At 63.7% G+C, this 12,290-nt stretch carries 14 protein-coding genes and 1 pseudogene; 11 read left to right on the top strand and 4 right to left on the bottom strand.

Translation table 11 applies throughout. From position 1 onward, the window contains the following. Positions 1–6: 6 nt before the first annotated feature. Positions 7–594: a nucleotide exchange factor GrpE gene (locus tag NZ951_00615; protein ID MCS7206433.1), complete on the bottom strand. Its 588-nt coding sequence runs from the start codon at positions 592–594 to the stop codon at positions 7–9. Then, positions 591–1,013 (bottom strand): MerR family transcriptional regulator, encoded by a 423-nt coding sequence (locus NZ951_00610; GenBank protein MCS7206432.1) that lies wholly within the window; start codon positions 1,011–1,013, stop codon positions 591–593. The genes NZ951_00615 and NZ951_00610 overlap by 4 nt, the downstream gene beginning before the upstream one ends. 215 nt (positions 1,014–1,228) lie before the next feature. Between NZ951_00610 and NZ951_00605 the strand changes: the two genes are divergently transcribed. The 8 genes from NZ951_00605 (at position 1,229) to NZ951_00570 (ending at position 7,638) form a co-directional block, all read left to right on the top strand. After that, positions 1,229–1,561, top strand: coding sequence for a helix-turn-helix transcriptional regulator (locus NZ951_00605; GenBank protein ID MCS7206431.1), 333 nt, complete (start codon positions 1,229–1,231; stop codon positions 1,559–1,561). A gap of 12 nt (positions 1,562–1,573) precedes the next feature. After that, complete coding sequence (locus NZ951_00600) at positions 1,574–2,533, top strand: permease prefix domain 1-containing protein (GenBank protein ID MCS7206430.1); 960 nt, start codon at positions 1,574–1,576, stop codon at positions 2,531–2,533. Between the two features lie 128 nt (positions 2,534–2,661). Continuing rightward, complete coding sequence (locus NZ951_00595) at positions 2,662–3,555, top strand: DegV family protein (protein MCS7206429.1); 894 nt, start codon at positions 2,662–2,664, stop codon at positions 3,553–3,555. 37 nt (positions 3,556–3,592) lie between these two features. Next, on the top strand, positions 3,593–4,213 hold the full coding sequence (locus NZ951_00590) for an ATP-binding protein (GenBank protein ID MCS7206428.1): 621 nt from the start codon (positions 3,593–3,595) through the stop codon (positions 4,211–4,213). Positions 4,214–4,231: 18 nt separating this feature from the next. After that, positions 4,232–5,758, top strand: coding sequence for a leucyl aminopeptidase (locus NZ951_00585; protein MCS7206427.1), 1,527 nt, complete (start codon positions 4,232–4,234; stop codon positions 5,756–5,758). 232 nt (positions 5,759–5,990) lie between these two features. Beyond that, complete coding sequence (gene rsmD, locus NZ951_00580; protein MCS7206426.1) at positions 5,991–6,524, top strand: 16S rRNA (guanine(966)-N(2))-methyltransferase RsmD; 534 nt, start codon at positions 5,991–5,993, stop codon at positions 6,522–6,524. 3 nt (positions 6,525–6,527) lie between these two features. After that, positions 6,528–7,013, top strand: coding sequence for a pantetheine-phosphate adenylyltransferase (coaD, locus tag NZ951_00575; protein MCS7206425.1), 486 nt, complete (start codon positions 6,528–6,530; stop codon positions 7,011–7,013). A gap of 97 nt (positions 7,014–7,110) precedes the next feature. Then, positions 7,111–7,638, top strand: coding sequence for a hypothetical protein (locus NZ951_00570; GenBank protein MCS7206424.1), 528 nt, complete (start codon positions 7,111–7,113; stop codon positions 7,636–7,638). A gap of 175 nt (positions 7,639–7,813) precedes the next feature. Here NZ951_00570 and NZ951_00565 read toward each other — a convergent pair whose 3' ends face one another. Together NZ951_00565 and NZ951_00560 are read right to left on the bottom strand one after the other, a co-directional pair. Then, positions 7,814–8,140, bottom strand: coding sequence for a methyltransferase domain-containing protein (locus tag NZ951_00565; protein MCS7206423.1), 327 nt, complete (start codon positions 8,138–8,140; stop codon positions 7,814–7,816). Positions 8,141–8,154: 14 nt separating this feature from the next. Then, positions 8,155–8,343: a hypothetical protein gene (locus NZ951_00560; protein ID MCS7206422.1), complete on the bottom strand. Its 189-nt coding sequence runs from the start codon at positions 8,341–8,343 to the stop codon at positions 8,155–8,157. A gap of 65 nt (positions 8,344–8,408) precedes the next feature. On the opposite strand from NZ951_00560, the gene NZ951_00555 reads away from it, so the two are divergent. From NZ951_00555 to NZ951_00545, 3 genes and pseudogenes are all read left to right on the top strand, one after another. Next, the gene (locus tag NZ951_00555; protein MCS7206421.1) at positions 8,409–9,515 is read left to right on the top strand and encodes a deoxyguanosinetriphosphate triphosphohydrolase; all 1,107 of its coding nucleotides are present in this window, start codon (positions 8,409–8,411) and stop codon (positions 9,513–9,515) included. Between the two features lie 16 nt (positions 9,516–9,531). Beyond that, the gene (gene dnaG / locus NZ951_00550) at positions 9,532–11,313 is read left to right on the top strand and encodes a DNA primase (GenBank protein MCS7206420.1); all 1,782 of its coding nucleotides are present in this window, start codon (positions 9,532–9,534) and stop codon (positions 11,311–11,313) included. Positions 11,314–11,628: 315 nt separating this feature from the next. Then, positions 11,629–11,721: pseudogene (locus NZ951_00545) on the top strand (hypothetical protein). Positions 11,722–12,290 lie beyond the last annotated feature (569 nt).

Genomic DNA, 12,290 nt, shown 5'->3' with positions numbered 1-12,290 from the left:
TTGTGGTTACTGTGGGGGGTGGGTATGCTCCCCTCCGCTTGAGGTCACGGGCGTCTCTTGTGCAGTGGAGACGATGACCAAAGCAGGGCGGAGAACCCGTCCCTGGAACTTGTAGCCCCTACGGGTCACCTTGAGGACACTCCCGGGAGGCAGGGTCTCGCTGGTCTCCTGCCCCACGGCCTCATGTTCCCAGGGGTCAAAGGGCTTGCCCACCGGCTCCAGGGGCTCCAAGCCGGCCTGGGCCAGGGTGGCCAACAGTTTGCGGACAGCCAAGCGCACCCCTTCCGCCCAGGGGCTGGTGGCATCCTGGGGTAGACCGTCCACGGCCAGCATCAGGTCGTCCAAGGCAGGGAGCAGGCGCAGGAGCAAGGCGCTAGCAGCCTGCCGCTGGAAAGCCTCCCGCTCCTGCTCCACCTGTTTACGGTAGTTACTGAAGTCAGCTTGCACCCGCTGAAGGAGGGCCTTGAACTGGGCGCGCTCCCGTTGGGCCTCCTCCAGGTCGGCTCGGAGGCGGTCCACCTCACTCGCCTGGGGTCCGGGGGGAAGCCCGGCGGGATGGGACTCGGGACCGGGCTGTTGATTGAGGGTGGTCATACCTCCTCCTGGGACTTTTGGGAGTAAAAGGAATAGGGGGCCAGTTGCTGTAGGCAGGCGTCCAGCAACTGCAGAAGGTGCTGGCGCGTCTCCTGGGCCTCCAGGGATAAGAGGTGTTCTCGCAGAACGGTGAGGTTCTGGAGCAGGTTCAGAGCCAGTTCCACCCCTGCCAGATTGACACCCACCTCGTCGACCAGGTGTTTGATGAGACGTAGACGCAGGATATCGGCCTCGGAATAGAGGCGCTGATTACTCCCGGTGCGCACTGGGCGCACCAGCCCCAGCCGTTCATATTTGCGCAGGGTCTGGGGGTGCATGTCCAAAAGTTGGGCAGCCACCCGCATCACATACACCCCTTGCTGGAAGGATGCCTCGGAAGGACGGCGCACGCCCAGCCGATGGAGTATGGGATCCTGCACCCTCGCCTCCCGACACATGGTCTCCCAGGCCCTAACAGAGCCTGCACCCTCAAAATTAGCATTTGATACGGGTGATGTCAAGGTCAATGATATAGGGTGATTGTTTCCCGATCAGCGCAGGGGCGATGAGCCCCGCCTTGACTACATCGCATTACACAGGGCATAATATGGCGAGGTAGAGCCTGGACTAGGTGCACGAGCGTGAGGAGGAGAGCGTGTCCCGACGAGAACTGCTTAAGGGGAGCACCGAAACCCTGCTCCTCTCGCTGTTAGCAAGTGGTCCTAAATACGGCTATCAGATCGTCAAGGAGATGGAGCAGCGCAGCCACGGCTACTTCTCCTTCCGCGAGGGGACTTTGTACCCCGCCCTGCACCGCATGGAGCGGGCAGGGCTCATAGAGGGGCGCTGGGAACCCTCCCCCACCGGCCAGATGCGCCGCTACTACCATATCACCGATAAGGGGCGTAAGCACCTGCAGACCCTCCAACAGGAGTGGCACGCCTTTGCCCGTGCCGTCTCTTTGGTGATTTTGCCCGAGCAGGCCTAACCGGGAGGGGAGATGCTGCCCGAGGCGCGCGCCTATCTGCAAGACCTGCGCAAGCGTTTGCGCCTGGCTCCGGGCAAGGCCCAAGACATCCTCCGCGAACTGGAGGCCCACTTGGAGGACCGCACCGCCGAGTGGATGGAAAAAGGCCTCCCCAGGGAACAGGCGGTGCGCCGCGCGTTGGACGAACTTGGCCATACCAACCTTTTAGCCAAAGAGTTCTACGCCGTTCACGCCCGTGCGCCTTGGCCGACCACTGCCCTCGCCGCCCTACCCCACGTGGTGGCCAGCCTCGTCTTTTTGACCCACGCTTGGACGTCCCCAGGGGTGGTGGCGGCGCTTGTGGGTGGAGCCACCATCATCAGTATGCTGGCCTGGCGCAGAGGCCAACCTGAATGGGTGTATCCCTGGATTGGATACGCCCTCGCCATACCCTTGGCAGCGGGCCTGGCGGCGACCTTGGCGCTAGCAGGGGGGATGATCGAGGCCTTCCAGGGGCGCGTAGCCCCATGGGGCCGTCCAACTTTTTGGGCATCGGCAGCTTTCCTGCCGGGCATTATTTGGTTTTTGGCCCACCTTATCCGGCGTCTACTGGCCCGGGACTGGCTGTACCTCACCCTAGCCCTACTCCCCTTCCCCTTCCTGGCCGCGTGGGGGGTTTTCCTCCAGGAACACGGGGGGCCTTTCGCCTACGACCCCACCCCTCTGCGCTGGTCTAACGGCCCCACAGCCCTGGTGTTCCTGGGGGTCGCCGGCCTTACCACAACGGTGTATCGCCTGGGCCAGCGCCAGGCAAAAATTGGGGTCATCGCCCTAGGTCTTCCTTTCTTGGCCATCTTTGTCGCCACCAGTTACTCCACCCACGTGCTCTCCGCCCCCGGGATGTTGGCTCTTGCGCTGGCAGTTCTGGTTCTTATCCTTCCACCTTGGCTGGAGTGGCGGCGTAACCGTGAAGAGCGCCATCGCCCTGCCTAGAGGGTTCCGCCCAGTGGCGTATCCCGCCGCAGCCTCGGGCTTGCCCCTCGCACCTGGGCAAGGCAATCCCCGCAGGTGTGCACATCCCTGTGCCCTCTCTGTGCGGTGGGGGTTTTAGAGGAGTACGCATGCCTGGCACACCTCAGGTCGTCGTAGTGGCCGACAGCACCGTCTCCCTACCCCAGGACCTCCTGGAGCGTTGGGGCATCCTGACCGTTCCCTTGGAGTTGACCATCAACGGGCGTGTCTACCGGGATGGAGTAGACATTTCGGCGGAAAACCTCTATCGCATGATGCCGACCCTGGCCGAACCCCCTAAGACCTCTGCCCCCCGCCCCGAGGCCTTCCTGGAGGCCTTTCGCCAAGCAGCTCAGCGCGCCCCGGCAGTGCTCTGCCTGACCCTGGCCTCCCGTTTAAGCGCCACCTACTACACCGCTTTGGCAGCGGCCGACTTGGCAAAGGAGTCCTTTCCCCACCTGCGCATTCAGGTGCTGGACACCCAGACGGCCGGTGGGGGTGAAGCCCTGGTCGCCCTGGCGGCGGCCGAGCGAGCGTGGTGTGGGGCATCCCTGGAGGAGGTGGCCGCAAGAGCCCAGATGATCATCCAACGGGTGCACTTCCTCGGCGTTCTGGAGACCCTCTATTACCTCTGGAAGGGGGGGCGTATCCCCAAAGTCGCCCTGTGGGCCACTCATCTCCTTTCCATTAAACCCATCCTGGACATCCGCCACGGGGAGGTGCATCTGGTGGATCGCCCCCGCACGAAAGCCCGAGCGGTGGAGCGCATCTTGACCCTGATAGAGGAGAGGGTGGGCAGAGGCCCCCTCCGCGTGAACATTATGCACGCCAACGCCCCTGACGAGGCCCATACGTTGCGCCAGCGCATTGAAAACCATTTCCTCTGCCGCCAGGTGCTGGTAACCGTGTTCACCCCAGTTATCGGTGCCCACACTGGGCCGGGGCTGTTGGGGGTCGCCTTCTATAAGGACGATATTCCTCAAGAGGACTCACACGATAGGTAACGCACGCAACCTGTTTTGCCCCACCGCAAGACCTGCTATGATATCTTCTGAGATGGTCAGGGCGACTCTCCCTTCGGAAGACCTGGACATCCTACGGGCCAGTCTGCCCCCCGCCCCCATGCCCCTGGCCTACCCCTACCTGATCGTCATCAGTGGTCTTCCCGGCTCGGGCAAGTCCACCTTCAGTCGCTTGCTGGCCCAGCGCATCCCCGTTCTCTTGCTGGAAAGCGATGCCCTGCGCAAGGCCCTCTTCCCCACGCCGACCCACTCCCCTCAAGAAAGTGCTCGCCTGTTTCGTGCCATCCATTCCCTTATTGAGGACTGTTTGCAAAAGGGCATCCCCGTGCTTCTGGACGCCACCAACCTGCAGGAGGTGCACCGCGAGCCCCTTTATGCCATCGCCGAACGGCAACGGGTGCCCCTCATTCTGGTCTGGGTGGAGGCTCCGGAGGAGGTGGTGCGTCAACGCCTGGAGCGTCGCGCACGGCGGGAAGACGCCACCGACCTCTCCGACGCCACCTGGGAGGTCTACCAGCGCATGCGGGCCAGCGCCGAACGCCCGCGCCGTCCTTATATAGCAGTCGACACCTCTCGTGATATTACCCCTGCCCTGGAGAAAATTGTTCGCCTGGTGCGCCGTTTATCCCGCATCCGCTAGGAGAACTAGGGAGGAGACATGGACATTCGTGTCGTGCGCGGTGACATTACCCAGCAGGCTACCGACGCCATTGTGGTGAACCTCTTTGAGGGGGTAACCCAGCCCAGTGGCGCAACGGGTGCTGTGGACAAAGCCCTGGGAGGGCTTATCTCCACCCTTATTAGTGAGGGGGAGTGTAAAGGCAAGAAAGGCCAAATGACCCTCGTCCACACCTTCGGGCGCATCCCCGCCAAGCGGGTGCTGGTGGTGGGCTTGGGCAAACAGCAGGAGTTCACCCTGGACACGGTCCGCCAGGTCTCGGCCGAGGCGTGCCGTTTCCTGAAGGAAAAAGGGGTGCGGCGCGCTGCGACGGTCGTGCACGGGGCGGGTATTGGGGGGCTGTCCTCCAAGGACGCTGCCACCGCCCTCACCGAAGGGGCCTTGCTGGGCACTTACACCTTCACACGCCTCAAAGCGCCGCCAAAGGACGAGACCACACTGCAGTCCTTGGACATCGTGGAATCCAGCCCCGACAAGATTCCTGCCGTGCAAGAGGGTGTGGAACTAGGCAAGGTTTTGGCGGAGGCCACGGCCCTATGCCGGGATCTGGTGAACGAGCCCGCCAATCACTTGACCCCCACTCGCCTGGCTGAAGTGGCCCGATCTATCGCCACCCAGCACGGCCTCACAATAGAGGTGCTGGACAGGGAGCAGTGTGAGGCTTTGGGGATGGGATCCTTTTTGGCCGTGGCTCGGGGGAGCCATCAGCCCCCCAAGTTCATCATCCTCTCCTACCAGGGCGACCCTGCCCACCCCGACAACAACCTGGGCCTTTTGGGCAAGGGGATTACCTTCGACTCCGGCGGCATCTCCCTCAAACCCGCTGAACGCATGGAGGAGATGAAGGGTGATATGGCCGGCGGGGCGGCAGTGCTGTGTGCTGTCAAAGCCATCGCCGCCTTGAAGGTACCCATCAATGTTACGGCCATCGTGCCCGCCACAGAGAACATGCCCGGCGGAGGCGCCACCAAACCCGGTGATGTGGTCAAGGCTATGAACGGCAAGTCGATAGAGATTATCAACACCGATGCCGAAGGGCGTCTGGTGTTGGCCGACGCCGTGTGCTATGCGCGCCAGCGTTTGGGGCTGAAGCGCCTGGTGGACCTGGCCACCCTCACCGGTGCCATCGTGGTGGCTTTGGGCAACCTGCGGGCAGGTCTGTTCACCAACAATCAGGCCTGGGCTGACATGGTGTTCAAGGCCAGCGAGCGCAGTGGCGAACGCCTGTGGCAGATGCCGATGGACACCGAGTATCGCGACCTCATCCGCAGCGACGTGGCCGACATCCGCAATGTGAGCAGTGGCCGGGGAGCAGGCTCCATTGTGGGAGCCTACTTCATCCGCGAGTTCGTGGAGGATACACCCTGGGTGCACCTGGACATCGCCGGCACCTTCCTCTCCGATAAGGACAGCGGATATTATGTCAAGGGAGGCACGGGCTTCGGGGTGCGCACCCTGGTGCACCTGGCTTTGCTGCTGGCCGAGAACCAGGCCAAACGGGTCTAGCGCCTATACCGGACTCGGGCATCACCGATCCTCCTTCCGCTTGTCCCGCCCATGGGGGCACTTTTGGGGGCAATTGGGCGTATATAAGGGGTGGCTAACTCCCACAAAAAAGTTGGGAAAAGGCCTTTACAAAAATCTAGCCCTTGCCCTAGTCTAGAGGCGATGTGTTCACCCCCTGTGGGGTCGGAAGGTAGGGAGGGCCCGCCCCAAGGGCCCTTCCGGGAGCAGATGGGTGCTGGTGGCTGAAGATCACGCTCCGCGCCGCCTGCGCGGTGGTGGGCTCCGTCCTACGACAGGCCGGGTCGTTCAGGCCCTGTTCTCTCTTGTGGGGGAGCGGGTGCACGAGGCCCGTGTTCTGGATCTTTTTGCCGGGACGGGCTCCCTGGGCATAGAAGCCCTGCGGCGCGGAGCGTCTTCAGCCCACTTCGTGGAGGTCAATCCCCGTCTGGCTGCCGCTTTGCGCCAGCGCCTCGCCCGTCTCCACTTGCAGGAGCGGACCCGCGTCTATACCTTACGGGTGGAGCAGGCCCTGCACCTTCTCCCCGGCCCGTATGATCTGGTGCTCCTTGACCCCCCGTATGATTACCCCTCGTTGGAGACCTTTTTGGAGGCCCTAGTCGCCTCCCCTGTGGTAGGGCATACTACCCTGGTGGTGGTGGAACACAGTAAACACCGCCCCCTCCCCACGCAGTTCGGGGCCTTTAGGGTCTGGAAACAGCGCCGTTATGGCGATACAATGCTTTCACTATACACGCGGGGAGAGTAAGGTATGGTCAAAGCCCTGTACCCTGGCACCTTTGACCCCGTAACCAATGGCCATTTGGATATCATCGCCCGCGCCGCCCGCTTGTTTGAGGAGGTCATTGTGGCTGTCTACGATACTCCTCCCAAAACCCTGCTCTTTTCCACCGAGGAGCGGGTCGCCATGATGCGCACCGCCGTGGCCGAGATGCCCACAGTGCGGGTCATCTCCTTCCGCGGCTTGGTGGTGGACTGCGCCCGGCGCATGGGCACACCCGTGCTGGTGCGGGGCCTACGGGCAGGGTCAGACTTTGAATACGAGTTCGAGATGGCCCTCATGAACAAAAAACTGGCTCCCGAGATCGAGGCCGTCTATCTCATGAGCGCCCTGGAATGGCAGTTTTTGAGCGCAAGTCGCGTCAAGGAGGTAGCGTCCCTCGGCGGAGACATCAGTAGCTTGGTGCCTCCCCATGTGGAGCGGGCTTTACGGGAGCGCATCGCGAAACGGGCCTGAGCCTTCCCTCCCACGCCCTTGCCACAGTCGGGAAAGTTCGGCCGCGACAAGCGGCCGCAGAGGGGCTGTGCAACAGCCAGCGATGAAAGGAGGAGATATGGAAATCCTGAGCCTGATAGACCGCCTGGAGACCCTGATCACTTCCAGCCCCCGTGTCCCCGCCACGAAGAAGGTCATCGTGGACACTGAGCGGGTGCTGGAACTGGTGGACCACCTGCGCCTAGCCGTGCCCCGCGATGTGCAGGAGGCCCAGGAGATCCTGGCCCGGCGGGAAGGGGTGGTCAACGCCGCCCTTTTGGAGGCGCGTAAAATCAAGGCCGACGCCGAACGGGAGGCCAGCGCCCGTTTGGAGCAGAGCGAAATTGTGAAGCAGGCCCAGGCAAAGGCCGAGGAGATATTGGCCGAGGCCAAACAGCGGGCCGATATGCTTGTGGCCGAGGCCCAGCGCAAGGCCCAGCGCATCCTCGCCGATACTCAGGCCACCGCCGAACAACGTATGACCGAGGCCAGCCGCTACGCCCAGGAGGTTCTCTACCGCCTTGAGGAGAGCCTCTCCGGGGCTTTGAACTCCGTCCGCAGGGGTCTGGATGCCCTGGAGACCCCCGTGCCCTCGGCTACCCGCTAGGCCCCCCCTTGCGGGCCTCCACCCCAGGCTGAACACGGGGCCTCCTCAAAGCTGGCACACGCGGCGCCCGCGGTTCTCCGGGGACGGGCGTGCACAATATGCAGGCCCGCTCCCTCTATCAGGGTGAGGTAACCCTTCATAGGCTCTGCCCCGGCGATGCAAGCACGCCATGCGGTCATATCCCGCCGCATCGCCGGGGCGGGGCCCAGCGTGTCACCCTGTCGGCGTTATAGACCCTCCCCCCTGGCAGGAGATCGCGGGCTACGGCGCGGAACACCGCCCCCTTGTCGGGACACAGGTTGATGACGCAGTTGGAGATGACCACATCCACCGAGGTCGAGGCCAGGGGGAGGGCCTCCACAATCCCCCGCACAAAACCCACATGCGCAACCCCCAGGCGTTTGCGGTTGCGCTCCGCCAGGGCCACCATCTCCGACGTCATGTCCACCCCCACAACCCGCCCTGCCTTCCCTACCGGCCAGGCGACCAGGAAGCAATCCATCCCACCCCCGCTCCTCAAGTCCAGCACCACCTCCCCCGGTGCAATGCCCCGCTGGTAGTCGGATTGCCACAGCCGGCCGCCGCCAGCACCTCCCCCGGCACCCCCTGAATGTCTTGGGGGCGGTAAAGGCCTGCCACCCCTGCCGAGGCATCTTTGCCACAGCGCTCCGCCCCCTGTGCCCACTGGGCGTAGCGCGGGCGCACCGCTATGCGGATGACCTTTGCGTTTATCGCAGACTCCTGCGACTCCAGGCACCAGAGTGTCGCACATGACCCTTCGCCCCCCACTACGCTACAATAGCCTTGTGGATATCCAAGAGCGTGTGCGCCGCCACCTGATAGCCCGAGAAGAGGGATTGTCCCCGTATGCCTGTCGGAGCGCTGCAGCCCTGCGGGACCGCCCCGAGCCTCCTCCCCCCTGGGGCACCGAGTTTCAGCGCGACCGTGAACGCATCGTTCAGACCAACGCCTTCCGCCGTCTGAAGCACAAGACCCAGGTATTTTTGGCCCCTATAGGAGATCACTACATGACCCGCCTCACCCACACCTTAGAGGTGTCCCAAATGGGGAGGGCCATCGCCCGCGCGCTCAGGCTGAACGAGGACCTTGTGGAGGCCATCGCCCTTGCCCATGATCTGGGCCACACCCCCTTCGGCCATGTGGGGGAGGAGGTTCTGAATAGCCTCTTGCCCGGGGGGTTCCGTCACGCCGAGCAGAGCCTACGCATCGTGGAGCACTTAGAACGCCAGGGGCAGGGCCTCAACTTGACCCGTCCCGTGCGGGAGGGCATCGCCCACCACTCCAAACCCCGGGGCGACTTCCTCACGGAGATTGCCCCAGGCCTCACCCTGGAGGCCCAGATTGTCCGCCTGGCCGACGCTTTGGCGTACCTTCACCACGACCTGCGGGATGCCTTGCGAGCCGGCGTGCTCCGCCTGGAGGACATCCCCCCGGAACCTCTCGCCCAAGTGGGCCTCGACCCCACTCAACGCACCGAACGCCTCATTGGGGCTGTGGTGGAGGCCTCATGGAGCGCAACGGGCGAGATACCTTTGCCCCCTGGAGTGTCCCCCCGGATTACTCTGCCCCCCCAGATGCACCGGGCAGTTGTTGCCCTGCGGGAGTTCATGTTTGAACGCGTCTACCTTCCTTTGGGGCGCACCCCGGAAAGCCAACGGGCGCGGGACATAGTCGCCCTCCTGTTCCATCACTATGCACGGCATCCCGAGCTGCTTCCTCAAGACGGTGCCCCCCGTGATCCCCCAGAACGACGCGCCGCAGACTACGTGGCAGGTATGACCGACCAGTTCGCTATTATGATGGCTGAGCGCCTACGCCCGGGCATAGGGGAAGGCATACGTTGGATGCGGTTGTAGACGACAGGGGAGGGGCATGGCCTTTCTGGACGATTTGCGCCAGCGCCTGGACATCGTGCAGGTTATTTCCTCCTACATCCCTTTGCAGAGGGCCGGCAAGAACTATAAGGCCCTGTGCCCTTTTCACGCCGAGCGGACGCCCTCCTTCTTCGTGTTCCCCGACAGGCAGACCTGGCGGTGCTTCGGGGCGTGTGCTCAGGGGGGGGATGTGTTCTCCTTCGTCATGCGTATGGAGCGCATCTCCTTCGGGGAGGCGCTGCGTTTGCTGGCCCAGCGGGCAGGGTTGCCCATCCCTCCCCGAGGGGGGCTGCCGCCCTCGGCCCACGCCCCCCTTTATCAGGTCAACGCTGAGGCTTGCCAGTTCTATCACCACTATTTGCTCTCCAGTGTGGAGGCGGGGCCGGCGCGCGATTACCTGCGACGCCGGGGCGTTCAGCCCGACACCATCGCACGCTTCCAAGTGGGGGTTGCCCCCTCTACGGGCGATGCCCTCAAACGCCATCTTGTGCAGAAGGGCTACCCTGAAGACCTGCTGGAGCAGGCGGGTTTGCTTATCCGCCGGGACGATGGCTACACCCGCGACCTGTTTGTGGGGCGCTTGCTCTTCCCCATTGCCGACCGCCAGGGACGGCTGATCGGCTTTGGTGGCCGAAGCCTGGACGGCTCCGAACCCAAATACCTGAATACCCCCCGCACCCCCATTTTTGATAAAGGCAACGCCCTGTATGCCCTTCATCTGGCCGTGGAGCCTGCCCGCAAAGAGGGGATGGTGGTTGTTGTGGAGGGGTATTTTGATGTGCTCCTCCTGCACCAGGCGGGGTTTACGTATGTGGTGGCCAGCATGGGCACCTCCCTCACCGAAGGGCAGGCACGGCTGTTGCACGGCCTTGCTCCGACGGTGGTGCTGGCCCTAGACCCGGATACGGCGGGGCACGAGGCCACCCTGCGCACCCTGGAAGGCGCCTGGCACCTTTTGGATCGCCCCACCCTGGGCACGGCCCGCGGCCTCACCTTCTACCAGGCCCCTCACCAGACTATTCGCATCGCCCTCCTTCCCCCAGGCCAGGACCCGGACGAACTGGTGCTGCATAATCCCGAGGCTTGGAAACGCGCTTTGGCTGATGCAGACAATGCCCTGGATTTCCTTATGCGTTTCTTGCCCCAGCGCATGGACATCTCCACCCCTCAGGGGAAGCAAGCCGTGGCCGAGCGTTTGCTGCCTCTGGTGTTTGCTCTGCCCAACCCCTTTGAACAGGAGCGGGCTGTGGAGCGCCTGGCCCGCACCTTGGGGGTGAGCAGGGATGTCCTCCTGGCGGCCGGTAGCGGGCGGCGCTTGTCCGGCTCCCGTCCCGTCCCCGGAGAAGGACGAGTCCTTGCCCAAGCTGTTGAAGAGCCCGTGGAGGTTTACCTCCTTTCCCTTTTGCTCCAGTACCCCGACCTGCGCGTGGCGGCGGCGGGCCTCACCCCCGACCATTTCCACCGCACTGAACATCGGGAACTCTTCACAGCCCTCCAGGAAAAGGCTACAATACAAGATGTCCTGACCGTGCTCCCCGAACCCCTGCATCCCTATGTGCATGACCTGTTGCGTAAGGACTTCCCCCCTGCCCCTATGAAGGAACGCCAACGGGCAGTGGCCGAAGCGGTGCGCCGGCTGGAGGAGCGCCACCTGCGCGAGATGAAGCAGGGCGAAGCCCAGGGTCTCGCCCCTGTGCCCGCTCAGTACGACGCCTTGGAGGTGAACCGCCGTCTGCGTCAGGTGTTCCATACGACGGCACAGCAGGGGAAAGAGAGGTAGAGAAGGCCCGATATGCCCAGCAAGAAGCGTCGCCACCCCGAACCTGTTCCCATTCCCCCTCCCCTTGACGAGGGGGAGGATGCTCTGGAGGAGCAGGGAGTTTCCGTCACCTCGGAACCGCTATTTGGAGAGGTCGCTCCCCTTCCTCACATCCCCTTGACGCAGGGGGGGACCACCCCGCAAACCGATGAGGGTGTGGAACCCGAAGTTCCCCAAACCCCTCCACGCGACTTGTGGGAGGAGGGCCCCACCGAGGAGGAACTGGAGGAGGAGGCCCGCCTGGAGGTGGAAGAGGAGATTGAGGACACCGAGGCCCTGGAAGACCCGGTCCGCATGTATTTGCGCGAGATTGGGCGGGTATCCCTCCTCACAGCTAAGGATGAGCAGGAACTGGCCCAGCGCATGGAGAGCCAGAACCACATCCTGTCTTTGCGAGAGACCCTTACCACTCCCGACGGGCGTCCACCTGCGGCATGGCAGGTGGTGCGGGAGATGCTCCGCCGCCTGTCGCTGGCTCAACCCCTGGTAGCATCGTTAGGCCAGCACTTGGGCCTCCCTTCACCCATCACTGTGGGGCGCATCGTGGCTGATCCGACCCTGAGGGATGTGCTGGATCATACTATGCCCACAGCCGTGGTCAAAGCCCTGACCCAGGCCCTCCAGATTGACCTGGGCCCCGACGCCCGCAAAGCCCAGGCACGCATCCGTCAGGCTTTTCGGAAGAACCCGGAGCAGGACAAGGCCCAAACCTTCCCCGTTCTTCTGGCTGAAGTCATGAGCCTTATCGCCACTGCCAGGCCAGAGGTGGTGCCCGTGTGGGTGGGGGTGCTTGACCTGCCCATGCCCCCAGTGCCCGAGGCCCTCGCCCGCCACCCTAAAGTGCGCAAGGTGCTGGACACCTGGCGTGTCCAGGCGGCCAACGCTGCGCCCCCGCCCCAAGCTGCACCCGACGCTCCCCCCGCAGAGCCTCCTCCGCC

The organism is Dehalococcoidia bacterium, assembly GCA_025060295.1.
Classification (GTDB): domain Bacteria; phylum Chloroflexota; class Dehalococcoidia; order Lucifugimonadales; family HRBIN23; genus HRBIN23.
The sequence above is the reverse complement of the archived record's forward strand: the minus strand, read 5'-3'. Positions and strand labels throughout refer to the sequence as shown.

What these genes read in the sequence shown, in the direction of transcription:
- NZ951_00615 (MCS7206433.1), bottom strand. Translation starts at nt 594, where the DNA reads ATGACCACCCTCAATCAACAGCCCGGTCCCGAGTCCCATCCCGCCGGG.
- NZ951_00600 (MCS7206430.1), top strand. Translation starts at nt 1,574, where the DNA reads ATGCTGCCCGAGGCGCGCGCCTATCTGCAAGACCTGCGCAAGCGTTTG.
- NZ951_00595 (MCS7206429.1), top strand. Translation starts at nt 2,662, where the DNA reads ATGCCTGGCACACCTCAGGTCGTCGTAGTGGCCGACAGCACCGTCTCC.
- NZ951_00590 (MCS7206428.1), top strand. Translation starts at nt 3,593, where the DNA reads ATGATATCTTCTGAGATGGTCAGGGCGACTCTCCCTTCGGAAGACCTG.
- NZ951_00585 (MCS7206427.1), top strand. Translation starts at nt 4,232, where the DNA reads ATGGACATTCGTGTCGTGCGCGGTGACATTACCCAGCAGGCTACCGAC.
- coaD (MCS7206425.1), top strand. Translation starts at nt 6,528, where the DNA reads ATGGTCAAAGCCCTGTACCCTGGCACCTTTGACCCCGTAACCAATGGC.
- NZ951_00570 (MCS7206424.1), top strand. Translation starts at nt 7,111, where the DNA reads ATGGAAATCCTGAGCCTGATAGACCGCCTGGAGACCCTGATCACTTCC.
- NZ951_00565 (MCS7206423.1), bottom strand. Translation starts at nt 8,140, where the DNA reads ATGGATTGCTTCCTGGTCGCCTGGCCGGTAGGGAAGGCAGGGCGGGTT.
- NZ951_00555 (MCS7206421.1), top strand. Translation starts at nt 8,409, where the DNA reads ATGACCCTTCGCCCCCCACTACGCTACAATAGCCTTGTGGATATCCAA.
- dnaG (MCS7206420.1), top strand. Translation starts at nt 9,532, where the DNA reads ATGGCCTTTCTGGACGATTTGCGCCAGCGCCTGGACATCGTGCAGGTT.